Raw genomic sequence first — 24,252 nt, 5'->3', positions numbered from 1 at the left:
TTGAGCTAACCGGTACTAATGAACCGTGAGGCTTAACCTTACAACGCCGAAGATGTTTTGGCGATTTGAGAAGACAACAATTTCAGCTTAGATTACAGATTTTCGGGAACGAAAGATTTTACGCTGAGGCAAGGCGGCAAATGAAGTAAAGGAAGGAGCATACTGTAGTATGTGACTGACTTTACGAATGCAGCCAACGCAGCATCGGTGTAAAAGATTCGTTTCTGACAACAGAATTTGCCTGGCGGCGACAGCGCGGTGGTCCCACCTGACCCCATGCCGAACTCAGAAGTGAAACGCCGTAGCGCCGATGGTAGTGTGGGGTCTCCCCATGTGAGAGTAGGGAACTGCCAGGCATCAAATTAAGTAGTAAGCCGGTGCATAAATCCGGTGGTTACAGAAGTATTCGGTGGAGCGGTAGTTCAGTCGGTTAGAATACCTGCCTGTCACGCAGGGGGTCGCGGGTTCGAGTCCCGTCCGTTCCGCCACTTATTAAAAGATTAAGCCTGCTGATTAAGCAGGCTTAATGATAAGAAACTTTAGGGGCGTAGCTCAGTTGGTAGAGCACCGGTCTCCAAAACCGGGTGTCGCGAGTTCGAGTCTCTCCGCCCCTGCCATATATAATCCTTTGCTCAGGCAAAGGATTTTTTTTGCTTTAAATTTCCCGCCAATCGTCCTCCATCCCTGGAGGAGTGCGTTTATCCCAATATATTGTGCTTCAGGATCTCCCGAATCTGCGCTTGTTTATCGCTGTTCTGTAGCCAAATCGCATAGAGAGGCCTTGAAAGAGTCGCACTGTCGGTAACCGTATGCAGATTATTTTTCCCCTGTGCCCAGAGCACGGGCAGCCATGTACAGCCCTTAAGCGCGCTGAGCTGTTGGTAAGCTAACTCGGCAGAACTGGTGGTCAGCAGAGGAATATCATCATTTCCGATCAATCCCGCTTCGTTTTGTTGGAAATCGGGCCCCCATTCCAGGCGTAAATAATTCAATTCATTTGTGTATTTAGCCGGAGAGGCACAATAAAGCGCCAGGGTAAAATTACCCAGCAACTGGCTGCTTAGTTCATCCATCTTCGGCGATTCTGTCGTGATCAAGAGATCAAGCTGACGTTCGTGCAGCTGTTTGACCAGCGATTGCCGCTGCGCAATCCGCGCCTCAAACTGTAGGTTATAGGGCTCTGTATAGAGCTTTCCCAGCCATCCATTAAGCAGGCATTCCCACAGAGAAGCGCTGGCACCGATCGAAAATTCATTATGGCGGGAAGCATTCGCGACCTCCTTGCGCGCAGCTTGCCAGGTATTCATCAGGGTTTCGGCGTAGGGTAGCAGTTTCTCTCCGGCTGAGGTCAGACGGATATTATTACGATGACGGGTAAAAAGATTTACCCCCAGCTGGTTCTCCAGCTGACGAATACGAAAGCTAACTGCTGACTGCGTCAGATAAAGCGCCTCTGCGGCTCGGCCAAAGTGGCGAGTTCTGCTCACCTCAAGGAAAGTCTTGAGCAATTCCGTATCCACACTCTTCTCCGCAAAATTATTTGTCGTGATGATTTAAATGTTTTGTTTGACGCTCTGTCAAGCGTAACTAATACTCCGCGCCATAATTAGCTCGGCCAAAGAATCAGGAGCGTGTAGGATGGCGGAAAGCTTTACGACAACTAATCGTTTTTTCGACAATAAAAATTATCCGCGCGGGTTTTCCCGTCATGGAGATTTCACCATCAAAGAGGCGCAACTGCTGGAACGTCATGGTTATGCCTTTAATGAACTCGAACTAGGTAAACGCGAGCCTGTCACCGACGATGAAAAACAGTTTGTTTCGGTATGCCGTGGTGAACGTGAGCCCGCAACGGAAGCAGAACGCGTCTGGATTAAGTACATGGCGCGCATTAAGCGTCCGAAGCGTTTCCATACCCTGTCCGGCGGCAAGCCGCAGGTGGAAGGTACGGAAGATTACACAGAAAGCGATGATTAAGAAAAAGGGCGTAAGCCCTTTTTTTACGCCATCATTTTTTGTAGATGGCTCAACATTCTGTCTATTGCCCGATAGCCGAGAGCCTCCTGCAAATGATGGCGTTCGATGCGTTCGACAGCCTCAATATCGGCAATAGTTCGGGACACTTTAATCAGGCGCTGCCAGGCGCGGATTGAAAGCCCGAGCTGTATTAGCGTCTGCTCCAGCCAGACAGCATCATCTTTATGAAGCCGGCAGCAGATTTTCATCTCATCATTTCCCAGATGCGCGTTAAGTTTTTTCTGCCGCGATAGCTGCCTTTCGCGTGCGGCCAGAACACGTTGGCGTACGCAGGCGCTACTTTCCTCTTCGTTTGTTCCCTGGCTGAGCACCCCCGGCGGCGGAAGTGGGATCTCCAGGGAGAGATCGAATCGGTCAAGAAACGGGCCGGATAAACGACCCAGGTAGCGTAGCGTCTGTTCAGGTGAAGCGCGATTATGCTGGCCCTGATAGTGCCCTGTCGGGCTGGGATTCATTGCTGCAATAAGCTGGAAACGGGCTGGATAATCGATTTTGGCGCGCGTGCGTGAGATATGGATAACCCCTGACTCAATGGGTTCGCGTAACGCATCCAGCACCCTGCGTTCGAATTCAGGCAGCTCATCCAGGAACAGGACTCCGTTATGGGCAAGGGAGATCTCTCCCGGTGCCGGAATTGAGCCTCCGCCCACCATGGCCGCCAGGGAGGCGCTATGATGCGGGGCACGAAAGGGCCTGCGGCGCCAATTTTTCATGGCATGCCTGGAATCGACCAGGCTAAGTATTGCCGCGCTTTCCAGCGCTTCCTGATTACTCAGCGGCGGCAGTAGTCCCGGTAATCGACTGGCGAGCATCGTTTTTCCTGTGCCGGGCGGGCCTATCATCAGCAGGTTGTGACCACCTGCAGCGATGATTTCCAGCGCTCGTTTCCCCTGCCGTTGGCCAATAACATCACGCAGATCAACCGATGTTTCATCCGTATATTCCCCTTCTGGAAGGGGGTTAGCCAGGGCATGTCGACCTTCGAGAAAAGCGCAGACTTCCTGGAGATCGGTGGCGATAAGGCAGTCACTGCCGCCGATTAACCCCACCTCTGGAGAATTCTCATTAGAGATAACAATCTTCCGCCCCGCTTTTATGGCCTCCATGGCGCTGGATATGGCCCCAGGAACGCCACGCAGAGCGCCTGTAAGCGCCAGCTCGCCGACAAACTCATATTGATTTAGCCTGGGGGCCTTTAGCTGCTCTGAGGCCACCAGAAGCGCGAGAGCGATAGGTAAATCATATCTTCCCCCTTCTTTTGGCAGATCGGCCGGGGCCAGATTGATGGTGATTTTTTTCGCCGGATAAGCGTAGCCGCTGTTGATAATCGCACTACGTACCCGGTCACGCGCTTCTCTAACCGTTGTTTCAGGCAGTCCTACCATTGTCAGGCCTGGGAGCCCGTTGCTGATATGAACTTCAACCGTGATAAGCGGGGCACCGATCCCGAGAGCGGCGCGGGTGTAAACAATGGCGAGTGACATAACACCTCCTGAGAACCAGGATTATGTCGGCGATTTGCTGTTGAGTAATTCGGCAATATTAAATTCTGCATGCTTGCTCCCAGCCAATTTCCCGGCAATTTCCGCTTTGCACTGATGTTGGATGCTGGCTCGTAAAATGCTGTCATCAGGCAACAAGATGAAAAAGTGCTGTGGAGCACGCCACAAATTGAAATATTTTCATTTCATATTTTTCCCATTAAAAACAATTGTTTTTTCTTAAATGGTTAGCAAGGTAAGTAATGAGGTCATAAAAAAATCTTGTGTTTAACACGAAGTCTGTGGTACCTCTTTAGGTATTCCTTCGAACATGAAGCCAGAAAGAACATAAAATGACAGCCCTTCTACGAGTGATTAGCCTGGTCGTGATTAGCGTGGTGGTGATTATTATCCCACCGTGCGGGGCTGCACTTGGACGAGGAAAGGCTTAAAAAACAAGCCTTAACGAACTAAGACCCCCGCACCGAAAGGTCCGGGGGTTTTTTTATAACTTAAAAACAGAAAAGAGGAGCAGACGATGGCTGGTAGCATAAAATTCTGTTTCTCTCGATCTACGACGGGGAAGTAACTATGAATGGGGCGCGGTGGGTAGTACATGCTTTGCGAGCACAGGGAGTCGATACCGTTTTTGGCTATCCGGGTGGAGCAATTATGCCGGTTTACGATGCATTGTATGACGGCGGCGTGGAACACCTACTGTGCCGGCATGAACAGGGCGCGGCTATGGCGGCTATCGGCTATGCCAGGGCTACCGGCAAAACCGGGGTGTGTATCGCCACTTCGGGGCCTGGCGCAACCAACCTGATCACCGGCCTCGCCGACGCGCTGCTTGATTCCGTTCCCGTTGTTGCTATCACCGGCCAGGTTGCTGCCCCGTTCATTGGTACTGATGCATTCCAGGAAGTGGATGTTCTCGGATTATCGCTGGCATGCACTAAGCATAGTTTTCTGGTGCAGTCGCTGGAAGAGCTGCCGCGCGTCATTGCTGAAGCTTTCCACGTGGCAAACTCCGGGCGTCCCGGTCCCGTGCTGGTCGATATCCCAAAAGACATCCAGCTGGCTCAGGGCGATCTCGATCCGCATTTTTCCATGGTAGCCGACGACGTTGATTTTCCATATGCGGATATCGAATACGCTTTGCAGATGCTGGCTCAGTCGCAGAAGCCGATGTTATACGTTGGTGGCGGCGTGGGGATGGCGCAGGCGGTACCGGCGCTGCGCGAATTTCTTGCCGTTACGCAAATGCCCGTGACGTCCACCCTGAAAGGGCTGGGAGCGGTAGCGGCGGATTATCCCTACTATCTGGGCATGCTGGGGATGCACGGTACTAAAGCGGCCAACCTTGCAGTACAGGAATGTGACCTGCTGATCGCGGTAGGCGCCCGTTTTGACGATCGCGTCACCGGCAAGCTGAATACGTTTGCCCCGCACGCCAAAGTCATCCATATGGATATCGATCCGGCTGAACTGAACAAGCTCCGTCAGGCACATATCGGCCTGACCGGTGATTTGAATGTGATGCTGCCCGCGCTGCAGCAGCCGCTGTCTATCGACGCCTGGCGCCAACGTAATGCGCAGCTGCGCGCCGAGCATGCCTGGCGTTACGACCATCCGGGAGACGCTATCTATGCCCCGCTGCTGCTGAAGCAGCTTTCCGATCGCAAACCCGCAGACTGCGTCGTGACAACCGATGTGGGCCAGCATCAGATGTGGTCAGCGCAGCATATGACCTATACGCGCCCGGAGAATTTCATCACTTCCAGCGGATTAGGCACTATGGGTTTCGGCTTGCCCGCAGCGGTAGGCGCGCAGGTGGCCCGTCCAGACGATACGGTTATCTGTATCTCCGGTGACGGCTCCTTCATGATGAACGTGCAGGAGCTGGGCACCGTAAAACGCAAGCAGCTGCCGCTGAAGATAGTCTTACTGGACAACCAGCGTTTAGGAATGGTTCGACAATGGCAACAGCTGTTTTTTCAGGAACGTTATAGCGAAACCACCCTTACCGATAACCCCGATTTCCTTACTCTGGCCAGCGCCTTCGGCATCCCTGGTCAACACATCACCCGTAAAGACCAGGTTGAAGCGGCACTCGACACCATGCTTTCGAGCCAGGGGCCTTACCTGCTTCATGTCTCAATCGACGAACTTGAGAACGTCTGGCCGTTGGTGCCGCCCGGTGCCAGTAATGCAGAAATGCTGGAGAAATTATCATGATGCAACATCAGGTCGCCTTGCAGGCTCGCTTTAATCCAGAAACCTTAGAACGCGTGCTGCGCGTCGTGCGCCATCGCGGGTTCCAGATTTGCGCGATGAATATGGCAACCGCCGCCGATGCCCGGAATATTAATATTGAACTGACCGTTGCCAGCCAGCGGCCCGTCGAATTACTGTTTAGTCAATTAAGCAAACTGGTGGACGTCGCCTGCGTCGAGATCCAGCAACCTACATCACAACAAATTCGCGCCTGAGCGCAAAGGAAGAACAATGACGACGAAAAAAGCTGATTACATTTGGTTCAATGGTGAGATGGTTCCGTGGGGCGAGGCGAAGGTTCACGTGATGTCCCATGCGCTGCACTACGGGACTTCCGTATTTGAAGGCATCCGTTGCTACGACTCTCACAAGGGACCGGTGGTGTTCCGTCACCGTGAACATATGCAGCGTTTGCATGACTCAGCAAAAATCTATCGTTTCCCGGTTTCTCAGAGCGTTGATGAGCTGATGGAAGCCTGCCGTGAAGTCATTCGTAAAAACAGTCTGACCAGCGCCTATATCCGCCCGTTAGTTTTTGTCGGCGACGTGGGCATGGGCGTCAACCCGCCTCCGGGCTATAGCACTGACGTGATCATCGCGGCGTTCCCGTGGGGCGCCTACCTGGGTGCCGAAGCGCTGGATCAGGGGATCGATGCGATGGTTTCTTCCTGGAATCGCGCAGCGCCGAACACCATTCCGACCGCGGCCAAAGCCGGCGGTAACTATCTCTCTTCGCTGCTGGTCGGCAGCGAAGCGCGTCGTCATGGCTATCAGGAAGGTATCGCGCTGGACGTGAACGGCTATATCTCTGAAGGCGCCGGTGAAAACCTGTTTGAAGTGAAGGATGGCGTGCTGTTTACCCCGCCGTTCACCTCCTCCGCGCTGCCGGGCATCACCCGCGACGCGATCATCAAGCTGGCGAAAGAGCTGGGTCTGGAAGTGCGCGAACAGGTATTGTCCCGCGAGTCCCTGTACCTGGCCGACGAAGTATTTATGTCCGGCACGGCTGCAGAGATTACGCCGGTGCGCAGCGTTGATGGTATTCAGGTGGGCGAAGGCCGCTGCGGCCCGGTCACCAAACGCATTCAGCAAGCATTCTTTGGCCTCTTCACCGGTGAAACCGAGGATAAATGGGGCTGGTTGGATCAGGTTAATAACTAAGTATAAAAAGATGGGGCGGCACGCAACGCCCCATTTAACAGACACTGGGAGTAACTAAAGCATGCCTAAGTACCGTTCCGCCACAACCACTCACGGCCGTAATATGGCGGGTGCCCGCGCGCTGTGGCGCGCCACTGGAATGACCGACGATGATTTCGGTAAGCCGATTATCGCCGTGGTGAACTCTTTCACCCAGTTCGTGCCGGGCCACGTTCACCTGCGCGATCTCGGCAAACTGGTTGCTGAGCAAATCGAAGCCGCTGGCGGCGTCGCTAAAGAATTCAACACCATTGCGGTGGATGATGGGATCGCGATGGGGCACGGGGGTATGCTTTATTCACTGCCATCCCGCGAACTGATCGCCGACTCGGTTGAGTATATGGTTAACGCCCACTGTGCTGATGCAATGGTCTGTATCTCCAACTGCGACAAAATCACCCCGGGGATGTTAATGGCGTCTCTGCGCCTGAATATTCCGGTCATTTTTGTTTCCGGCGGTCCGATGGAAGCCGGGAAAACTAAACTGTCCGATCAAATCATTAAACTCGACCTCGTTGACGCGATGATTCAGGGCGCTGACCCGAAAGTCTCCGACGATCAGAGTCATCAGGTTGAGCGTTCCGCCTGCCCGACGTGCGGCTCTTGTTCGGGAATGTTCACCGCGAACTCCATGAACTGCCTGACCGAAGCGCTGGGCCTGTCGCAGCCGGGCAACGGCTCGCTGCTGGCGACTCACGCCGATCGTAAACAGCTGTTCCTCAATGCGGGCTCACGTATCGTTGAGCTGACTAAACGCTATTACGAGCAGGACGATGCCTCTGCGCTGCCGCGTAATATCGCCAATAAGGCGGCGTTTGAAAACGCCATGACGCTGGATATCGCCATGGGCGGTTCCACCAATACCGTACTGCATCTGCTGGCGGCGGCGCAGGAAGCGGAAATCGACTTCACCATGAGCGATATCGATAAACTTTCCCGCAAAGTGCCGCAGCTGTGTAAGGTCGCGCCAAGTACGCAGAAATATCATATGGAAGACGTGCATCGCGCGGGCGGCGTATTGGGTATTTTAGGTGAACTGGATCGTGCCGGGCTGCTGAACCGCGATGTGAAAAACGTGCTTGGTTTGTCCCTGCCGCAGACGCTGGAGCAGTACGATATCACCGTCACGCAGGATGAAGCGGTTAAGAAGATGTTCCGCGCTGGCCCTGCGGGTATCCGCACAACGCAGGCTTTCTCTCAGAACTGCCGTTGGGACACCCTGGATGACGATCGCGCAGAAGGCTGTATCCGCTCGCTGGAACATGCTTACAGCAAGGACGGCGGTCTGGCGGTTCTGTACGGCAACTTTGCCGAGAACGGCTGTATCGTGAAAACCGCCGGCGTTGACGACAGCATCCTCAAATTTACCGGCCCGGCGAAGGTATACGAAAGCCAGGACGCGGCTGTGGATGCGATCCTAGGCGGTAAGGTGGTCGCCGGTGACGTAGTCGTCATCCGCTATGAAGGGCCGAAAGGCGGGCCGGGGATGCAGGAGATGCTCTACCCGACGACCTTCCTGAAATCAATGGGCCTGGGTAAAGCCTGTGCGCTGATTACCGACGGGCGCTTCTCCGGCGGTACTTCAGGTCTCTCTATTGGTCACGTTTCTCCGGAAGCGGCCAGCGGTGGCAATATCGCGATCATTGAAGATGGCGACATGATTGCTATCGATATCCCGAACCGCGGTATTCAGCTGCAGCTAAGCGATGCCGAGATTGCGGCACGCCGCGAAGCTCAGGAAGCGCGCGGTGATAAAGCATGGACGCCGAAAGATCGCGAGCGTCAGGTTTCCTTTGCCCTTCGCGCCTATGCCAGCCTGGCAACCAGCGCCGACAAAGGCGCGGTGCGCGATAAATCGAAACTTGGGGGTTAATGATGGCCGAGTCTCAACCCCTGTCCGCCGCCCCCGAGGGGGCGGAATACCTCAGAGCGGTACTGCGCGCGCCGGTATACGAAGCCGCGCAGATCACGCCGCTGCAAAAAATGGAAAAGCTCTCGTCGCGCCTCGATAACGTTGTGCTGGTGAAGCGTGAAGACCGTCAGCCGGTGCACAGCTTTAAGCTGCGCGGAGCCTACGCGATGATGGCGGGCCTGACGGAAGAGCAAAAATCGCATGGCGTGATTACCGCTTCGGCGGGTAATCATGCGCAGGGCGTGGCTTTCTCGGCATCTCGCCTGGGCGTGAAGGCGCTCATCGTCATGCCAACCGCCACCGCGGATATCAAAGTTGATGCGGTGCGCGGCTTCGGCGGTGAAGTGCTGCTGCACGGCGCGAATTTCGATGAAGCCAAAGCCAAAGCCATCGAGCTGGCGCAGCAGCAGGGGTTCACCTGGGTTCCGCCCTTCGACCATCCGATGGTGATTGCCGGGCAGGGGACGCTGGCGCTGGAGCTGCTGCAGCAGGATGCCCATATCGATCGCGTATTTGTCCCGGTCGGCGGCGGCGGTCTCGCGGCCGGCGTAGCGGTGCTGATCAAACAGCTGATGCCGCAGATTAAAGTCATTGCGGTTGAGGCCGAGGATTCTGCCTGTCTGAAAGCCGCGCTGGATGCGGGTCATCCGGTCGATTTACCCCGCGTTGGGCTTTTTGCAGAAGGCGTGGCGGTGAAACGCATCGGCGATGAGACTTTCCGTCTCTGCCAGGAGTATCTCGACGACATCGTTACCGTCGATAGCGATGCCATCTGCGCGGCGATGAAAGACCTGTTTGAAGATGTGCGTGCGGTAGCAGAACCTTCCGGGGCGCTGGCGCTGGCGGGGATGAAAAAATATATCGCTCAGCATAATATTCGCGGCGAACGCCTGGCGCACGTACTTTCGGGCGCGAACGTCAACTTCCACGGCCTGCGCTACGTTTCCGAACGCTGCGAGCTGGGGGAACAGCGCGAAGCGCTGCTGGCGGTCACCATTCCGGAAGAGAAGGGCAGCTTCCTCAAGTTCTGCCAGCTGCTGGGCGGCCGTTCGGTGACCGAGTTCAACTACCGCTTCGCGGATGCGAAAAATGCCTGCATTTTTGTCGGCGTGCGCCTGAGCCGGGGGCTGGAAGAGCGGAAAGAGATCCTCAACCTGCTGCACGACGGTGGCTACAGCGTAGTGGATCTCTCCGACGATGAAATGGCCAAGCTACACGTGCGCTACATGGTCGGCGGGCGTCCGTCTCAGCCGCTGCAGGAGCGTTTGTTCAGCTTCGAGTTTCCGGAATCGCCCGGCGCGCTGCTGAAGTTCCTGCATACGCTGGGCACCCACTGGAACATCTCTCTGTTCCACTATCGCAGTCACGGTACCGATTACGGCCGCGTGCTGGCGGCATTCGAACTGGGCGATCACGAGCCTGACTTCGAAACCCGCTTGCATGAGCTGGGCTACGATTGCCATGATGAGAGCAATAATCCAGCGTTCAGGTTCTTCCTCGCCGGTTAAGAAGCGCTGTGCTTGTCAGGCCTGTGGTCGGGCTGCAGGCCTGAGCAGGCCCGGCATTAGTGGCCAGGCAGCAAATTCCAGAACGCATTAATCAGCGGCTCATGCAGCCGCTTTTTTGGCGCGCAGACGCCCAGCTCAAACGGGGTTTTCTCGTCGCTACGCTCCAGAATCATCACGCGATTGCGCACTGGCTCAGGGCTGTTTTCCAGCACCACCTCCGGCAGCAGCGCGACGCCGCAGCCGAGCGCCACCATGGAGACCATGGCTTCATGCCCGCCCACCGTGGCGTAAATTGACGGATTACTGATTTTATGGCGGCGAAACCATAGCTCAATGCGGCGACGCACGGGCCCCTGGTCGGCCATAATAAAGGGTACCGTTGCCCAGTCAGGCTTCTCCACTGAGACCTGGTTACGAACCGGACAAGGCAGCGCCGGGGCGATCAGCACCACCGCCAGATTCTCCAGCATGGAAAAAGCCACCGCGCCGGGCAGCGTTTCCGGTTTTCCGGCAATCGCCAGATCGGCCTCACCCGTCACCACTTTTTCCATCGCATCAGCGGCATCGCCGGTGGTGAGCTTTATTTCCACCGAGGGATGCTCGGCGCGGAAACGATCGAGAATCGGCGGCAGATGACTGTAGGCGGCGGTCACCGAACAGAAGATATGCAGTTCGCCCGACAGCGACGGACCTTGCTGATCGATAGTGTGGCGCAGCTGCTGATACTGCAACAGCGTCTGCTGGGCAAAGGTGCGGAGCTCTTCTCCCGCTTCGGTAAGCGTTACCGTGCGGTTATCGCGGACAAACAGCGGCTGCCCGAGGTCTTCTTCCAGGCGCTGAATTTGTCGGGAAAGCGTGGAGGGGCTGACGTGCATCGCCCGCGCGCTGCGGCCAAAATGGCGGCTTTCAGCCAGATGCAGGAAGGTTTTCAGATCGCGTAAATCCACCGGCGGCACTCCACGATTTTACATTGCAGAAATTGCAACGTGACGTTGTGAATATATCAATTTCCGCAATAAATTTCCTGTTGTAATGTGGGTACATTCTCGCTGAAACGCGAACCGAACAAAATAAGACACACAACATCACGAGGTATCACCATGGCTAACTACTTTAATACACTGAACCTGCGCCAGCAGCTGGCGCAGCTGGGCAAATGTCGCTTTATGGGTCGCGACGAATTCGCCGATGGCGCAAGCTACCTTCAGGGTAAAAAAGTGGTCATCGTCGGCTGTGGCGCTCAGGGCCTGAACCAGGGTCTGAACATGCGCGACTCCGGTCTGGATATCTCCTACGCGCTGCGTAAAGAAGCGATTGCCGAAAAGCGCGCATCATGGCGCAAAGCAACCGAAAACGGCTTCAAGGTGGGTACCTACGAAGAGCTGATCCCGCAGGCCGATCTGGTGGTTAACCTGACGCCGGACAAACAGCACTCTGACGTTGTACGTTCCGTTCAGCCGCTGATGAAAGACGGCGCGGCGCTGGGCTACTCTCACGGCTTCAACATCGTGGAAGTTGGCGAGCAGATCCGTAAAGATATCACCGTCGTGATGGTGGCGCCGAAGTGCCCGGGTACCGAAGTACGTGAAGAGTACAAACGCGGTTTCGGCGTTCCGACCCTGATCGCGGTTCACCCGGAAAACGATCCGAAAGGCGAAGGTATGGCCATCGCTAAAGCCTGGGCTGCGGCGACCGGCGGTCACCGTGCGGGCGTGCTGGAATCGTCCTTCGTTGCCGAAGTGAAATCCGACCTGATGGGCGAGCAGACCATCCTCTGCGGTATGCTGCAGGCCGGTTCTCTGCTGTGCTTCGATAAGCTGGTGGAAGAGGGTACCGACCCGGCATACGCCGAAAAACTGATTCAGTTCGGCTGGGAAACCATCACCGAAGCGCTGAAGCAGGGCGGTATCACTCTGATGATGGATCGCCTGTCTAACCCGGCTAAGCTGCGTGCTTACGCGCTGTCCGAACAGCTGAAAGAAATTATGGCGCCGCTGTTCCAGAAGCATATGGATGACATCATCTCCGGTGAATTCTCCTCCGGCATGATGGCTGACTGGGCCAACGACGATAAAAAACTGCTGACCTGGCGTGAAGAGACCGGCAAAACCGCGTTCGAAACCGCACCGCAGTTTGAAGGTAAAATTGGCGAGCAGGAGTACTTCGATAAAGGCGTTCTGATGATCGCAATGGTGAAAGCGGGCGTTGAGCTGGCGTTTGAAACCATGGTGGATTCCGGCATCATCGAAGAGTCCGCTTACTACGAATCACTGCACGAGCTGCCGCTGATCGCCAACACCATCGCTCGTAAGCGTCTGTACGAAATGAACGTGGTTATCTCCGATACCGCTGAATACGGTAACTACCTGTTCTCTTACGCTTGCGTACCGCTGCTGAAAGAGTTCATGACCACCCTGCAGACCGGCGACCTGGGCAAAGCGATTGCCGAAGGCGCGGTAGACAACGCTCAGCTGCGCGACGTGAACGAAGCTATTCGCAGCCACGCTATCGAGCAGGTTGGTAAGAAACTGCGCGGCTATATGACCGACATGAAACGCATTGCGGTAGCGGGCTAATTCCCCGTCGTCTTTCAACTTGCAGATGCGTTGGCTGCGTTCGTACACCCCAGTCACATAGTTATCTATGCTCCTGGGGCTGTACTCACTTGCCGCCTTCCTGCAAGCTGAAATCCTTAGGGGAAAGCTGTGAGATAAAAAACCGGTGCAAATAAGACACCGGTTTTTTTATTTGCGGTACAGCACCTTGATGATGTGATAACCAAACTGGGTGTGCAGCGGGCCGGTTGGCTCCAGCTCCGGGCAGGAGAAGACGACTTTATCAAACGCCGGCACCATCTGACCCTGGCGGAATTCACCTAAATCGCCGCCGCGTTTGCCTGACGGGCAGATCGAGTGCTTCTTCGCCAGTTTGCCGAAATCGGCGCCGTTTTTAATTTGCTCCAGAAGATCCAGTGCCAGCTGCTCTTCTTTAACCAGAATATGCAGTGCTGCTGCCGTTTTTGCCATGATCGTACCTTGAGTGAGTGGGGGACAAACCAGGGCGCAATAGTAGCATGGGCTAGCGGCGATACAGCACCTTAATGATGTGGTAGCCGAACTTGGTTTTGACCGGTCCATATGGCTTTAGCAGCGGGCAGCTGAAGACCGCTTTATCGAACGGCCCGACCATAACGCCTTGATTAAACTCCCCGAGATCGCCGCCGTTGCGTCCGGATGGGCACTTTGAATAGCGCTTTGCCAGATGATCGAAGCTCACGCCACGTTCCAGTTTGGCGAGGATCTCTTGCGCCAGCTTCTCTTCTTTTACCAGGATATGCAGGGCTGCTGCGCTCTTTGCCATTATTTTGCTCTCATGTCTCAAAGATATCCCGTTACTTTACCATCCGCTTTGGTCGTGGACCTATACTCTTCGCCATCGCGGGACAGGTGTCTCGCCTGATAGACGGAAGCGGGAGATGGGCAACACTTTTCTTCGGCGTTTTCCTTCTGGCCGGGGACAGCCGTCCTGTCCTTATCGTCGTGGAGCGAGATAACATGGATACAATGAAAAAACCTGAATTTTCAGTCGGCTGGCTTTCCGGGCTGAGCGAGATTGTGCGCGATCCGCTGCTCTATGAATTACTGAAATATTGTCCTCTGGAGATCATGCGGCGCTGGCGCTTCGAAGACATTCCGCGCGGTGATTTTATCTGCCGACAGGGGGAAGTGTGCCAGCGTTTTTCGCTGATTATCGCCGGTGAGGTAGACGTTTTCTATGAGGCTGAAGACGGGCGCCGCTACCGCCAGGCCCGCTACCGTAAAGGCGACATGGTGGGCGAACTCGAGATCTTTGAGTCGCGTCATTACATCTGCTCGGTGGTGGCGGTGGACCATGTGCAGCTCCTGAGCCTGTCGCAGGAACATTTCTGCCGCTGGCTGGCGCTGGATAACCACTTTAACCAGCGGATGCTGCGCTTCTTTAGCCAGCAATATTATCAGCTATCGAAAAAGGCCAGCAGCGACAATCTCTACTCGCTGCATCAGCGGGTGTGTCAGGCGCTATGGCTGCGTTATCAACAGGATGGCGCGAATGAAATCTTGCTGGATAAGCAGAATCTCAGTCAGGAGTTCGCGGCGACGACCCGCAGCATTAACCGTATTTTGCATGACCTGAAAGCGCTACAGATTATTGATACCGATGGTGAACGCATTGTGTTGTTAGCTCCTGAAAAACTGAAGCAGGAGGCTGATATCGGATAACCGCAAGAGAAGGAGGCGGGAGAATGTCGCTGCAACCCCATATCCAGTTAAGCAAAGAGATGACCGGCGCGCGGTACGCGCTGCTGCCGGGCGACCCGCAGCGGGTCGACCGCATCGTCAATTTTCTTGATAATCCACAGCGGCTCGGTCAGAACCGGGAGTTTCGCGCCGCGCGCGGCTGGTATCAGGGCATCGAGATTTTGGTGCTCTCCACCGGTATCGGCGGACCCTCCACGGCGATCGCCATTGAAGAACTGCGCCAGATTGGCGTAACAACCCTGATTCGTATCGGCAGCTGCGGCGCATTGCAGGATAATCTTGCGCTCGGCGATGTGATTATCGCTCACGCTGCGGTGATGGATGATGGTACCAGCCGAACCTATGCGCCGGCGGGCTATCCGGCCTGCGCCGACCCGCTGCTGACCTGGGAACTGGTGGCGCAGGCGCGGCAAATGAACATCCCCGCCGCGTGCGGGCTGGTGCGCAGCCACGACAGTTTCTATACCGATCGTGAGGCGGAACTGGATGCGCAGTGGTCGGCGCGAGGCGTTCTGGGTGCTGATATGGAGAGCGCCGCTCTGATGACTATCGGCGCGCTGCGCGGCCTACGTACGGCATCATTACTCAACGTGGTTGTTGCCCACAACGGTTGCCTGGATAGCAGCATCAATGATTATGTCCAGCAGGAGGCGCTGTGCCAGCAGGGCGAAGAACGGCAAATTACCCTGGCGCTGCGCGCCATTTATTCCGCTAGCCAGCAAGGAGGTCTGTGATGGACTTTTTTAGCATTAACAATGTGATGGTCAACATTCCTCTCGGCGAAGGCGGTTATGCGCTATCGTGGATTGAGGCTATCGGTACCGTATTCGGCCTGCTGTGCATCTGGTGCGCCAGCCGGGAAAAAATCATCAACTATCTGTTTGGCCTGATTAACGTCACGCTGTTTGCGGCGATCTTTTTCCAGATCCAGCTCTATGCCAGCCTGCTGCTGCAGGTCTTTTTCTTCGCTGCTAATATTTACGGCTGGTACGCGTGGAGCCGGCAAAACGAGGCGCAGGAGGCCGCGCTCAAGGTACGCTGGCTTTCCCGTCAGCAAACGCTGGCGCTGGGCGGCGTCTGCGCGGTGGCGATTGTGCTGATGACGCTGTTTATCGATCCGGTGTTCGCGACGCTCACTCGTATCATGATTGCTCTGCTGCAAACGTTCGGTATGCAGGTCGCGATGCCCGACCTCCAGCCCGACGCCTTCCCGTTCTGGGATTCCACCATGCTGGTGTTGTCGATTGCCGCCATGGTGCTGATGACGCGTAAATTCGTCGAAAATTGGCTGCTGTGGGTGGTTATCGACGTGATTAGCGTGGTTATCTACGCGGTACAGGGCGTTTACGCCATGTCGCTTGAGTATGTCCTGCTGACGGCGATCGCGGTAATGGGCTCATACAGCTGGATCAAAAGCGCACAGCGTAACGGCTATACGCCGCTTGCCGCGGCCGCATCCTGATTGACCGATTTCCAGGCTGCCTGAATGGGCAGCCTGTTGCTCTCTGTGCCCCTCTTTCTGCTACAATCCCCACCCCGTTCGAAGATTGAGCAAAAGACTCCCATGCGTTTAAATCCTGGCCAACAACAAGCCGTCGAATTCGTTACCGGACCGTGCCTGGTGCTGGCGGGTGCCGGTTCCGGTAAGACCCGCGTGATTACCAATAAAATCGCCCACCTGATCCGCGGCTGCGGCTATCAGGCGCGTCATATCGCGGCGGTCACCTTTACCAACAAGGCGGCGCGCGAAATGAAAGAGCGCGTCGGGCAAACGCTGGGACGCAAAGAGGCGCGCGGCCTGATGATTTCCACCTTCCACACGCTGGGGCTGGATATCATCAAACGCGAATACGCCGCGTTAGGGATGAAATCAAACTTCTCGCTGTTCGACGATACCGACCAGGTGGCGCTGTTAAAAGAGCTCACCGAAGGGCTGATCGAAGACGATAAAGTGGTGCTTCAGCAGCTGATCTCGACGATCTCCAACTGGAAAAACGATCTGCAAACCCCTGCCCAGGCCGCCGCTGGGGCGAAAGGGGAGCGGGATCGGATCTTTGCTCACTGCTACGGGCTGTACGACGCGCACATGAAAGCCTGCAACGTACTCGACTTTGACGATCTGATCCTGCTGCCAACGCTGCTGCTGCAGCGCAACGAAGAGGTGCGGGAGCGCTGGCAGAATAAGATTCGCTATCTGCTGGTGGATGAATACCAGGACACCAACACCAGCCAGTACGAGCTGGTGAAACTGCTGGTGGGACAGCGGGCGCGCTTTACCGTGGTCGGCGATGACGATCAGTCGATCTACTCCTGGCGCGGCGCGCGGCCGCAGAACCTGGTCCTGCTAAGCCAGGATTTCCCGGCGCTGCAGGTGATCAAGCTGGAGCAAAACTACCGTTCTTCCGGGCGCATCCTGAAGGCGGCTAACATCCTGATTGCCAATAACCCACACGTTTTCGAGAAGCGTCTGTTTTCCGAACTGGGCTATGGCGTAGAGCTGAAGGTGCTCTCTGCCAATAACGAAGACCATGAGGCGGAGCGCGTTGCCGGTGAACTGATCGCGCATCACTTTATTAATAAAACCGCCTATAAGGACTACGCGATTCTGTATCGCGGCAACCATCAGTCGCGGGTTTTTGAAAAGATGCTGATGCAGAACCGCATCCCGTACAAAATTTCCGGCGGCACGTCGTTCTTTTCCCGCCCGGAAATTAAAGACCTGCTGGCCTATCTGCGCGTGCTGACTAATCCCGATGATGACAGCGCTTTCATGCGCATCGTTAATACGCCAAAGCGTGAAATCGGTTCGGCGACGCTGAAAAAGCTGGGTGAATGGGCGATGGGGCGCAATAAAAGCATGTTTACCGCCAGCTTCGATATGGGCCTGACCCAGACCCTGAACGGGCGCGGCTATGAGTGTTTGACCCGCTTTACCCACTGGCTGCGGGAGATCCAGCAGCTTTCAGAGCGTGAACCGATTGCCGCCGTCCGCGATCTGATCCGCGGCGTGGATTATGAATCCTGGCTCTATGAGACCTCGCCCAGCCCGAAAGCCGCCGAAATGCGGATGAAAAACGTCAATACGCTGTTCACGTGGATGACTGAAATGCTCGAAGGCAGCGAGATCGATGAACCGATGACGCTCACTCAGGTCGTTACCCGCTTTACCCTGCGCGATATGATGGAGCGCGGCGAGTCGGATGAGGAGACGGATCAGGTGCAGCTGATGACGCTTCACGCGTCAAAGGGGCTGGAATTCCCATATGTCTACCTGGTTGGTATGGAAGAGGGGCTGCTGCCGCACCAGAGCAGCATTGATGAAGACAACGTCGATGAAGAGCGCCGTCTTGCCTACGTAGGTATCACCCGCGCGCAGAAAGAGCTGACTTTTACCCTGTGCAAAGAGCGCCGTCAGTACGGCGAGCTGGTGCGACCGGAGCCGAGCCGTTTTCTGCTGGAACTGCCGCAGGACGACCTGATTTGGGAACAGGAGCGCAAAGTGATTTCGCCGGAAGAGCGCATGCATAAAGGCCAGGCGAACGTCGCCAACATCCGGGCGATGCTGGCGAAAGCGCGTAAATAGCGGCTAGCGGCTGTTTTGCTGTTGAATCTGGAACTGACGTAGCGCTTTGCGACCGGGTGCGCCGTCTGAACCGGGTTGACTGATGACAATGGCCGCCACTTCATTGCCCAGCCGCGTTGCCTGCTGCAAATCCATTCCACAGGCCAGCCCGGCGATCGTACCGGCACAGTGGCTGTCTCCTGCGGCAATCGTGTCGTGGACCTTCACGCGGCAGGCCGGAATATGCTGCGGTGCTGCGTCAGGTTCAACCACCCATGCGCCATCCTTATCAAACCGACAGATCGCCCGAATATGCCAGTCGCTGGCGAGCCGTGAGGCGGCATCAAGGGTCGCGCTATCCAAATCGTATAAACGCGCGCACAGCACGCTGAGTTCATCGCGATTCAGGGTGAGCAGGGGGCGTTTGCGCAGCAGCGCCTGGATAAAGTGAATATCCAGGTCGCACAGACGCGGGCCAAAATCGACGAACAGCGTTTTATCTTCCGTCTGGGCAAGGATCCACTGGCGCAGCGCTTCGCTGGCCAGTTCGTATCCCGAGACGTAAATAATCGCCTCCTTCGGCAGCGGTATTTGCGCTAATAGTTCATCAGTCCAGTGCTGTTCGCAGCCCTCAATGGTGATAAACGTCCGCTCTTTGCTGGCTTCGACAAGAGCCAGACACCAGCCGTTATCGTGGGTGGGATGGCGCAAGAGGACGGGCAAGTTTTCCAGCGCCATTTTTTGCGCAACGGCCTGCCCCCAATCGCCATTGCCTACCGGTATGGCGTTAATGGGAAACAGTTCGAGGCGCGAGAGCGCGCGGGCGACGTTGAACGCGCAGCCGCCAATCTGCCGTCCGCCGTCGCGGGCGGAGACATCGCTACCGCTTTGCGGCAGCGCATCGAGATGGAGAATAATGTCGCCAAAAGCGGCGCCGATAACCACGATCGGCCGCTGAGGCGATAGCAGGTCAGCGCTGATTGTCACGGCAGGCCCCCTTTCTCGTTCCGAAGGCGAGATACAGCGCCAGGCTCAGAATAAAAGAGACGAATAACCCGAGGCTGGAGTCCGCGAAAATACCGACCGCGAAAGGTCCGTCGATAAAACCGGTTTTAGAGACCATCAATCCTGCCAGCGCACCGACAATCCAGCAGCCCAGCGCGGTACGGTTTGCGCCGCTCTCCCTGAATAAATCAGCTTCAGGATATCCGGCACGGCGGCGCAGCCGATAAAAATCGACCATAAAGATGGCGGCCCAGGCGGCCAGAAATACGCCGCAGAAAATCAAAAACGCGATGAACGGCCCGAGAAAATCTTTCGAGACAAACAGCACGTAGAGGGCAATCCCCAGCACCAGCACGGCGTCGAGGGCCACGGCGGAACGCTGCTGTAGCTTAATCCCCATGCTTAACAGGTTAAGGCTGGCGGAATAGAGGCTCAACACGGCGATGGTCACGACCCCGGCGGTAGCCGCGGCCAGATAGGGGATAGCCATCCACGAAGGCAGCAGTTTACCGATCGCTGAAATGGGGTTCTCGCTGGAGGCCAGATCGGGGATCTGCGCGGTAAGCAGTATTCCGGTGAGCATCAGCAACAGAAGCGGGAGGGCGGCGCCGCTGACCACGGCGAGAAAAATAGGCTTTTCCCCGGAGTCAGGGCGCTGATCGCGGCTATAGTCGGCGCCGGCGATAGCCCAGCTGATGCCGGTGCCCGCGGCAATAATAGACACGGCCGGCAGAAAGCCGGTCAGCCAGCTGCCTGAAGGCAGCGCGAGGATGGCCTGCCAGTCCGCGGTGAAGAGTAAATAGATCACCACCAGCAGCGTCATGGCGCCAAAGATCCGGGTGATCCATTTTTGCATCATCAGCACGGCGTTTTGCCCGAGCACGCTGACCAGTACGGTCAGCCCGCCAAACAAGAAAAGCGACAGCGCGGTGGTGGTCAGACTCTCTTCAAAACCCATGGCGGCAAACAGCGCGACGAGGGTGAGCGTGCCGGTAATGATATTGACCGCTTCCCAGCCCATCAAATTCACCCAACAGAAGCTGGTGGGGGCGATATTACCGCGTTTGCCAAAAATGACGCGGGAGAGGGTTAGCGTCGTCGTACGACCAATTTTCCCGGCGATGCTGGTGATGCCGACCAGCGCAAAGGAGGCGACGCCCGCCACGGCGGCAAGAATCGCCTGCCAGAATGAGAGGCCGAACGACACAATCACCGCGCCGTAAACGACGCCAAGAATGCCAATATTCGCGGCGCACCAGACGAAAAACAGCTGGACCGGTTTCTGGGTCTGGTGGACCGGGGGGACCAGACCGATCCCTAATTCTGCCATTCCGGGATCTGCCGCCTGGATATTTCCATCGTATGAAGCTTTGCTGTCCATAGTGATACCCTCTGTGAATTATGCGAAGCGGTAGCCTGCAAGCCGCTGTGCGTAAGGCGCGAAGTCGATGCTGTTGGCCTGCTTAATCCGTTGTATATGTTCTTCAGGAAAAGCCTCTATGCCATGAAGCGCGCCGCAGATGGCGGTGGCCATCGCGCCAATGGTGTCGGTGTCGCCGCCTAAATTGGCTGCCAGCATAGCGCATTTCATAGGCTGCGTTTTTGCCAGCTCAACCAGAGCAATCGCTGCGGGGACGGACTCGATAATATCCATACCGGCGCCGATGTCCTCATAAATCCGTTCAATACCCGTCAGATGGTCAGTCTCCCCGGCGATCGTTTCCAGCGCCAGGTGGATACGGTTTCCCAGTAGTGGACTAAAAGTGGACTCATAATGGCGCTGCGTCTCATTGGCGAGCGACGCCAGCTCCGTTTTGATTAACGGCCATTCGGCCCCTTCAATGGCGCGGCCGATCGCCCAGGCAATGACCACCGCGCCGGCGATAGCGATGTCTGATTTATGCGTCGGCAGGCAGGATAGCCGCACTTGCTCAATGAAAAACGTTCTGTCCCCGGTGGGCAGTAGACAGCCCATCGGCGCTACGCGCATTGCCGCGCCGTTGGTTACGCCGTTGGCCGCGATCTCCTCCAGCGGCTGCCCCTGTTCAAGCGCGATCAGGGAAGCCTTCGAGGTCGGGCCAAGAATATTTTTTTCAAAGGCCTGACAGCGTCTGGCCCACAGCAGAATATGCCTGGCGATGACCAGTGGATCGGTCACGCCGTTGGTTTCATTCAGGGCATCCATGAGTGCGATGCACTGATGGGTATCATCGGTGAACTCAGCGGCGCGAAATTCGCAGGCCGCAATATTCTCTTTCGGACCGGGGAGGAAGCGCTCAATCCAGCCAAAATGGTTAATAATTCGGCGCTTAGGCCACAGTTCGGAAGGCATACCCATCGCATCACCGATGGCTTGCCCATAAAGGCAGCCGAGGATGCGGTTTTCGGTGGTATAGGTAGGGTGAATAGCAGACATCATCGGCTCCCTGGAAGAAATGAATAAAAGTTATACTAAAAGTAGATCCAGATTAAGTCCAGTTAAAGTCCTTTGTGGCCATGCTGTGATCGAAGACGCATTCTGAAAGAAAAGTGAGAAGCTAAAAAAGGGTGGGGAGACGTTATGAGGGGGCTATTGATTCCAGTATGGATCCACTATGATAAATCCACTGCCACTGAATTCCGGAAGACTACGACATTATGCCGCAATCGCTGCTTGAGTATATAAAAGGGCGTCTGAATGCAGAGGCTCCCGCGCCGCTTTATATTCAACTTAAACAAGCTATTGAAGCGGCAATGACCGAGCGGTTGCTGACGCACGGCAGCATCCTGCCTTCCGAACGCAAAATGTCGCAGACGCTTGAGCTATCGCGCGTGACGGTCGTGAAGGCGCTTGATGCGCTGCTGGAGGCCGGGCTGGTTATTAAACGCCACGGAAAAGGGACTGAGGTGAATCTGCCGGTAAGCTATAACCTTGCCAGCGGCGGATTTTCTGCCCAGCTACAAAATTCAGGCACGGTGTCCAACCGATGGCTGGTGAGGGAAAAGCTGGCGGCGGATGATTTTCTGGCCCGTGAGCTGGAGATCGCGGTCGGCGATCGGGTGGCGAAAATCAAACGCGTCCGTCTGGTCGATGCCCTCCCGGTGTCTATCGAAACCATGTTTATCCCCGAGCGTTTCTTACCCCGCCCGGATCTACTTGAAGGTTCGCTGTACGCGCACTGGGCGGAAAATGATATTTATCCCGATCTTCAGGATTACTCACTGACGGTGCATATTCCTTCGGCGGAAGAGCTGAATTTGCTCGACCTGCCGCAAGGCGTGCCATTGATGAAAATTACGCTGAAAAGCCGCAATGCTCAGGGAGAGGTGCTTGAGTACGGAACCGCATTCTGCCTGAGCAATTACTTTAATTTTGATTTCAGAGTGAAGCTGCAATAAGCGCTTTGGCATGGCCGGTGTATAAAACCCGCCATCGCTTTATGCGAGAGCGGATCGTAGCCGACTACTGCTCGGTAAGCCGCAGCGGCCAGTGAACGTAGCTCTGCCACTGGCACTCCTGTTCGACCATTTCCCGGCCCAGCGGATGATTCTCCAGCCAGCCCTGCGGCAGCGTTAACGTCAAATTTTCATCTTCGGCAGCCAGCGTAAGCATCGGCAGCAGATCGTCGCGTCGGCGGCTGGCAAACAGAATCGCCAGACGCAGCAGACGGCACATATGCTCCGCGACTCGCGGAGGCACCGCGTTTTGTTGATGAATGGATGAAAGGTCGACGGCGTTGGTTTGGTTTAACAGCAGCGTCGCCAGCAGCTTCTTTTGTGCGGGGGTAAAGCCGGGCAGGTCAAGATTGCGCACCAGCCAGGCGGCGTGCAGGGGGGCCTGCTTGTACTCCACGCTCAGACCAATTTCATGCAGCTGGCAGGCACTTTGCAGCAAATCGAAGCATAGCGGCTCAATTTCCCAGCTGTTTTCCACCTGATGAACGAAATGGGCGGCCAGTTGGGCAACGCGCTGTGCCTGTTCAGTATCAACCAGAAACCGGCGCTGAATATTGCGTAAGGTACGACTGCGAATATCCTGATCGATCGACAGGTGCAGCATGCCGTAGACCAGACCTTCACGCAGCGCGCCGCCGGCGAGCGTCATACACTGAATATTCAGCTCGCTGAAGATGGCCATAAGAATCGCCAGCCCGCTGGGAAAGACGAGCGCCCGTTCAAGCGTCAGGCCTTCGATCTCCAGCTCCTCCAGACGACCGCACTGAATCGCGCGCTGTTTGAGCTGCTGTAGCTTGGCTAAGGTGATGCGTTCATCCATCCCTTGCGCCATCATGATTTCCTGTAACGCCTGAACCGTACCGGATGCCCCGACGCACACTTTCCAGCCGTGATAGCGCAGCACATCGGCGACGGGACGCAAAACTTCACGCGCTGCGGTTTCGGCCTGGTCAAAGTTCTCTTTGGTCAGGCTGCGATCGGCAAAGTAGCGTTCCAGCCAGGTCACGCAGCCCATGGACAGGCTGAAAAGCGAGGTGGTTTGCGCGCCGGTACCGGTAACCAGTTCGGTGCTGGCGCCGCCAATATCCACGACCAGACGCTGATCTGCGCCGCCTGTTGTATGCGCAACGCCCTGATAAATGAGGCGCGCTTCCTCTTCACCGCTGATAACCTGAACCGCGCAGCCGAGGATTTCCCGCGCTTTCTCCAGAAACTCACCGGCGTTAACCGCCAGGCGCAGCGTTGCTGTGGCGACCACGCGGATTTGCGTCGGGGGGATATCCTGCAAACGCTCGGCAAACAGGCGTAAACATTGCCAGCCGCGCTCCATGGCTTCTGCCGAGAGCGTATTGTCGCCGCTGAGGCCAGCGGCCAGACGGACCTTGCGTTTGATACGACTCAGGGTCTGGATGCTTCCGGCAACCTCGCGTACAACCAACATATGAAAGCTATTGGAGCCAAGATCGATAGCGGCATAGAGCGAGGTGGAGCTCATACACTTCATCCTTCAAGTTGCCTCTGTGTTGGCTGCGTTCTC

At 56.0% G+C, this 24,252-nt stretch carries 22 protein-coding genes, 2 tRNA genes and 1 rRNA gene; 16 read left to right on the top strand and 9 right to left on the bottom strand.

What is annotated here, in order from left to right; all coding sequences use genetic code 11:
* The first annotated feature begins 240 nt into the window (after positions 1 to 240).
* The 3 genes from rrf to F8562_RS05045 all read left to right on the top strand — a co-directional run bounded on the left by rrf (position 241) and on the right by F8562_RS05045 (position 617).
* Positions 241 to 356 (top strand): 5S ribosomal RNA (gene rrf / locus F8562_RS05055).
* A gap of 55 nt (positions 357 to 411) precedes the next feature.
* Positions 412 to 488, top strand: a tRNA-Asp gene (locus tag F8562_RS05050).
* A gap of 53 nt (positions 489 to 541) precedes the next feature.
* A tRNA-Trp gene (locus F8562_RS05045) sits at positions 542 to 617 on the top strand.
* 81 nt (positions 618 to 698) lie between these two features.
* Here F8562_RS05045 and hdfR read toward each other — a convergent pair.
* Positions 699 to 1,520: an HTH-type transcriptional regulator HdfR gene (hdfR, locus tag F8562_RS05040; protein WP_004097454.1), complete on the bottom strand. Its 822-nt coding sequence runs from the start codon at positions 1,518 to 1,520 to the stop codon at positions 699 to 701.
* A 118-nt stretch (positions 1,521 to 1,638) separates the two neighbouring features.
* On the opposite strand from hdfR, the gene F8562_RS05035 reads away from it, so the two are divergent.
* Positions 1,639 to 1,977 carry a DUF413 domain-containing protein gene (locus F8562_RS05035; RefSeq protein ID WP_004097464.1) on the top strand — a complete coding sequence of 113 codons (339 nt, stop codon included), beginning with the start codon at positions 1,639 to 1,641 and terminating at the stop codon, positions 1,975 to 1,977.
* Positions 1,978 to 2,000: 23 nt separating this feature from the next.
* Here F8562_RS05035 and F8562_RS05030 read toward each other — a convergent pair whose 3' ends face one another.
* Positions 2,001 to 3,521 (bottom strand): YifB family Mg chelatase-like AAA ATPase, encoded by a 1,521-nt coding sequence (locus F8562_RS05030; protein WP_014837058.1) that lies wholly within the window; start codon positions 3,519 to 3,521, stop codon positions 2,001 to 2,003.
* A 350-nt stretch (positions 3,522 to 3,871) separates the two neighbouring features.
* Here F8562_RS05030 and ilvL point away from each other — a divergent pair, with 350 nt between their 5' ends.
* From ilvL to ilvA, 6 genes are all read left to right on the top strand, one after another.
* Entirely contained in the window at positions 3,872 to 3,970 is a 99-nt protein-coding gene (gene ilvL / locus F8562_RS05025) for an ilv operon leader peptide (RefSeq protein ID WP_001311244.1), read from the top strand.
* Positions 3,971 to 4,109: 139 nt separating this feature from the next.
* Entirely contained in the window at positions 4,110 to 5,756 is a 1,647-nt protein-coding gene (gene ilvG, locus F8562_RS05020; protein ID WP_014227445.1) for an acetolactate synthase 2 catalytic subunit, read from the top strand.
* Positions 5,753 to 6,010: an acetolactate synthase 2 small subunit gene (gene ilvM, locus F8562_RS05015; RefSeq protein WP_014837061.1), complete on the top strand. Its 258-nt coding sequence runs from the start codon at positions 5,753 to 5,755 to the stop codon at positions 6,008 to 6,010. Before ilvG ends, ilvM begins: the two co-directional genes overlap by 4 nt.
* Positions 6,011 to 6,026: 16 nt before the next feature.
* On the top strand, positions 6,027 to 6,956 hold the full coding sequence (locus tag F8562_RS05010) for a branched-chain amino acid transaminase (RefSeq protein ID WP_014837062.1): 930 nt from the start codon (positions 6,027 to 6,029) through the stop codon (positions 6,954 to 6,956).
* Positions 6,957 to 7,017: 61 nt separating this feature from the next.
* Complete coding sequence (ilvD, locus tag F8562_RS05005) at positions 7,018 to 8,868, top strand: dihydroxy-acid dehydratase (protein WP_014227447.1); 1,851 nt, start codon at positions 7,018 to 7,020, stop codon at positions 8,866 to 8,868.
* Between the two features lie 2 nt (positions 8,869 to 8,870).
* Positions 8,871 to 10,415, top strand: a complete 1,545-nt coding sequence (gene ilvA / locus F8562_RS05000; RefSeq protein WP_014227448.1) for a threonine ammonia-lyase, biosynthetic — start codon at positions 8,871 to 8,873, stop codon at positions 10,413 to 10,415.
* 56 nt (positions 10,416 to 10,471) lie between these two features.
* Here ilvA and ilvY read toward each other — a convergent pair whose 3' ends face one another.
* The gene (ilvY, locus tag F8562_RS04995) at positions 10,472 to 11,362 is read right to left on the bottom strand and encodes an HTH-type transcriptional activator IlvY (protein WP_004097479.1); all 891 of its coding nucleotides are present in this window, start codon (positions 11,360 to 11,362) and stop codon (positions 10,472 to 10,474) included.
* Positions 11,363 to 11,515: 153 nt separating this feature from the next.
* On the opposite strand from ilvY, the gene ilvC reads away from it, so the two are divergent.
* Positions 11,516 to 12,991: a ketol-acid reductoisomerase gene (gene ilvC / locus F8562_RS04990; protein WP_003018001.1), complete on the top strand. Its 1,476-nt coding sequence runs from the start codon at positions 11,516 to 11,518 to the stop codon at positions 12,989 to 12,991.
* A gap of 168 nt (positions 12,992 to 13,159) precedes the next feature.
* Here the strand turns inward: ilvC and ppiC (F8562_RS04985) are convergent, their stop codons facing one another.
* The gene (gene ppiC, locus F8562_RS04985; protein WP_004127351.1) at positions 13,160 to 13,441 is read right to left on the bottom strand and encodes a peptidylprolyl isomerase PpiC; all 282 of its coding nucleotides are present in this window, start codon (positions 13,439 to 13,441) and stop codon (positions 13,160 to 13,162) included.
* A gap of 52 nt (positions 13,442 to 13,493) precedes the next feature.
* Positions 13,494 to 13,775: a peptidylprolyl isomerase PpiC gene (gene ppiC, locus F8562_RS04980; RefSeq protein ID WP_004127352.1), complete on the bottom strand. Its 282-nt coding sequence runs from the start codon at positions 13,773 to 13,775 to the stop codon at positions 13,494 to 13,496.
* A gap of 194 nt (positions 13,776 to 13,969) precedes the next feature.
* Here ppiC (F8562_RS04980) and F8562_RS04975 point away from each other — a divergent pair, with 194 nt between their 5' ends.
* The 4 genes from F8562_RS04975 to rep all read left to right on the top strand — a co-directional run bounded on the left by F8562_RS04975 (position 13,970) and on the right by rep (position 18,296).
* Positions 13,970 to 14,674, top strand: a complete 705-nt coding sequence (locus F8562_RS04975) for a Crp/Fnr family transcriptional regulator (protein WP_004097483.1) — start codon at positions 13,970 to 13,972, stop codon at positions 14,672 to 14,674.
* A gap of 23 nt (positions 14,675 to 14,697) precedes the next feature.
* Positions 14,698 to 15,447 carry a nucleoside phosphorylase gene (locus F8562_RS04970; RefSeq protein ID WP_014227449.1) on the top strand — a complete coding sequence of 250 codons (750 nt, stop codon included), beginning with the start codon at positions 14,698 to 14,700 and terminating at the stop codon, positions 15,445 to 15,447.
* Positions 15,447 to 16,175: a nicotinamide riboside transporter PnuC gene (gene pnuC, locus F8562_RS04965; RefSeq protein ID WP_004097491.1), complete on the top strand. Its 729-nt coding sequence runs from the start codon at positions 15,447 to 15,449 to the stop codon at positions 16,173 to 16,175. Before F8562_RS04970 ends, pnuC begins: the two co-directional genes overlap by 1 nt.
* Positions 16,176 to 16,277: 102 nt before the next feature.
* Positions 16,278 to 18,296, top strand: coding sequence for a DNA helicase Rep (rep, locus tag F8562_RS04960; RefSeq protein ID WP_014837064.1), 2,019 nt, complete (start codon positions 16,278 to 16,280; stop codon positions 18,294 to 18,296).
* Between the two features lie 3 nt (positions 18,297 to 18,299).
* On the opposite strand, the gene F8562_RS04955 is transcribed toward rep, so the two are convergent.
* Genes F8562_RS04955 through F8562_RS04945 form a run of 3 tightly spaced genes read right to left on the bottom strand, consistent with a single transcriptional unit; the run spans position 18,300 to position 21,696 of the window.
* On the bottom strand, positions 18,300 to 19,262 hold the full coding sequence (locus tag F8562_RS04955; protein ID WP_014227451.1) for a PfkB family carbohydrate kinase: 963 nt from the start codon (positions 19,260 to 19,262) through the stop codon (positions 18,300 to 18,302).
* Positions 19,246 to 20,661 (bottom strand): purine-cytosine permease family protein, encoded by a 1,416-nt coding sequence (locus F8562_RS04950; RefSeq protein WP_014837065.1) that lies wholly within the window; start codon positions 20,659 to 20,661, stop codon positions 19,246 to 19,248. The genes F8562_RS04955 and F8562_RS04950 overlap by 17 nt, the downstream gene beginning before the upstream one ends.
* A gap of 18 nt (positions 20,662 to 20,679) precedes the next feature.
* Positions 20,680 to 21,696 (bottom strand): ADP-ribosylglycohydrolase family protein, encoded by a 1,017-nt coding sequence (locus F8562_RS04945; RefSeq protein WP_014227452.1) that lies wholly within the window; start codon positions 21,694 to 21,696, stop codon positions 20,680 to 20,682.
* Between the two features lie 221 nt (positions 21,697 to 21,917).
* Here F8562_RS04945 and F8562_RS04940 point away from each other — a divergent pair, with 221 nt between their 5' ends.
* Positions 21,918 to 22,658, top strand: coding sequence for a GntR family transcriptional regulator (locus F8562_RS04940; protein ID WP_004097500.1), 741 nt, complete (start codon positions 21,918 to 21,920; stop codon positions 22,656 to 22,658).
* A gap of 64 nt (positions 22,659 to 22,722) precedes the next feature.
* On the opposite strand, the gene gppA is transcribed toward F8562_RS04940, so the two are convergent.
* Positions 22,723 to 24,219 (bottom strand): guanosine-5'-triphosphate,3'-diphosphate diphosphatase, encoded by a 1,497-nt coding sequence (gppA, locus tag F8562_RS04935; protein WP_162140784.1) that lies wholly within the window; start codon positions 24,217 to 24,219, stop codon positions 22,723 to 22,725.
* Between the last annotated feature and the right edge of the window lie 33 nt (positions 24,220 to 24,252).

Origin of the sequence: Klebsiella sp. RCJ4 (assembly GCF_009025755.1) — a bacterium.
Lineage (GTDB): Bacteria > Pseudomonadota > Gammaproteobacteria > Enterobacterales > Enterobacteriaceae > Klebsiella > Klebsiella michiganensis.
The sequence above is the reverse complement of the archived record's forward strand: the minus strand, read 5'-3'. Positions and strand labels throughout refer to the sequence as shown.

Excerpts from the sequence above, each read along its gene's own strand:
- ilvL (WP_001311244.1), top strand. The coding sequence starts at position 3,872 with ATGACAGCCCTTCTACGAGTGATTAGCCTGGTCGTGATTAGCGTGGTG.
- ilvG (WP_014227445.1), top strand. The coding sequence starts at position 4,110 with ATGAATGGGGCGCGGTGGGTAGTACATGCTTTGCGAGCACAGGGAGTC.
- F8562_RS05035 (WP_004097464.1), top strand. The coding sequence starts at position 1,639 with ATGGCGGAAAGCTTTACGACAACTAATCGTTTTTTCGACAATAAAAAT.
- F8562_RS04970 (WP_014227449.1), top strand. The coding sequence starts at position 14,698 with ATGTCGCTGCAACCCCATATCCAGTTAAGCAAAGAGATGACCGGCGCG.
- pnuC (WP_004097491.1), top strand. The coding sequence starts at position 15,447 with ATGGACTTTTTTAGCATTAACAATGTGATGGTCAACATTCCTCTCGGC.
- ppiC (WP_004127352.1), bottom strand. The coding sequence starts at position 13,775 with ATGGCAAAGAGCGCAGCAGCCCTGCATATCCTGGTAAAAGAAGAGAAG.
- F8562_RS04945 (WP_014227452.1), bottom strand. The coding sequence starts at position 21,696 with ATGTCTGCTATTCACCCTACCTATACCACCGAAAACCGCATCCTCGGC.
- ilvA (WP_014227448.1), top strand. The coding sequence starts at position 8,871 with ATGGCCGAGTCTCAACCCCTGTCCGCCGCCCCCGAGGGGGCGGAATAC.
- gppA (WP_162140784.1), bottom strand. The coding sequence starts at position 24,219 with ATGAAGTGTATGAGCTCCACCTCGCTCTATGCCGCTATCGATCTTGGC.
- ilvC (WP_003018001.1), top strand. The coding sequence starts at position 11,516 with ATGGCTAACTACTTTAATACACTGAACCTGCGCCAGCAGCTGGCGCAG.
- F8562_RS04975 (WP_004097483.1), top strand. The coding sequence starts at position 13,970 with ATGGATACAATGAAAAAACCTGAATTTTCAGTCGGCTGGCTTTCCGGG.
- F8562_RS04950 (WP_014837065.1), bottom strand. The coding sequence starts at position 20,661 with ATGGACAGCAAAGCTTCATACGATGGAAATATCCAGGCGGCAGATCCC.
- ppiC (WP_004127351.1), bottom strand. The coding sequence starts at position 13,441 with ATGGCAAAAACGGCAGCAGCACTGCATATTCTGGTTAAAGAAGAGCAG.
- rep (WP_014837064.1), top strand. The coding sequence starts at position 16,278 with ATGCGTTTAAATCCTGGCCAACAACAAGCCGTCGAATTCGTTACCGGA.
- F8562_RS05010 (WP_014837062.1), top strand. The coding sequence starts at position 6,027 with ATGACGACGAAAAAAGCTGATTACATTTGGTTCAATGGTGAGATGGTT.
- F8562_RS05030 (WP_014837058.1), bottom strand. The coding sequence starts at position 3,521 with ATGTCACTCGCCATTGTTTACACCCGCGCCGCTCTCGGGATCGGTGCC.
- ilvM (WP_014837061.1), top strand. The coding sequence starts at position 5,753 with ATGATGCAACATCAGGTCGCCTTGCAGGCTCGCTTTAATCCAGAAACC.
- ilvD (WP_014227447.1), top strand. The coding sequence starts at position 7,018 with ATGCCTAAGTACCGTTCCGCCACAACCACTCACGGCCGTAATATGGCG.
- F8562_RS04940 (WP_004097500.1), top strand. The coding sequence starts at position 21,918 with ATGCCGCAATCGCTGCTTGAGTATATAAAAGGGCGTCTGAATGCAGAG.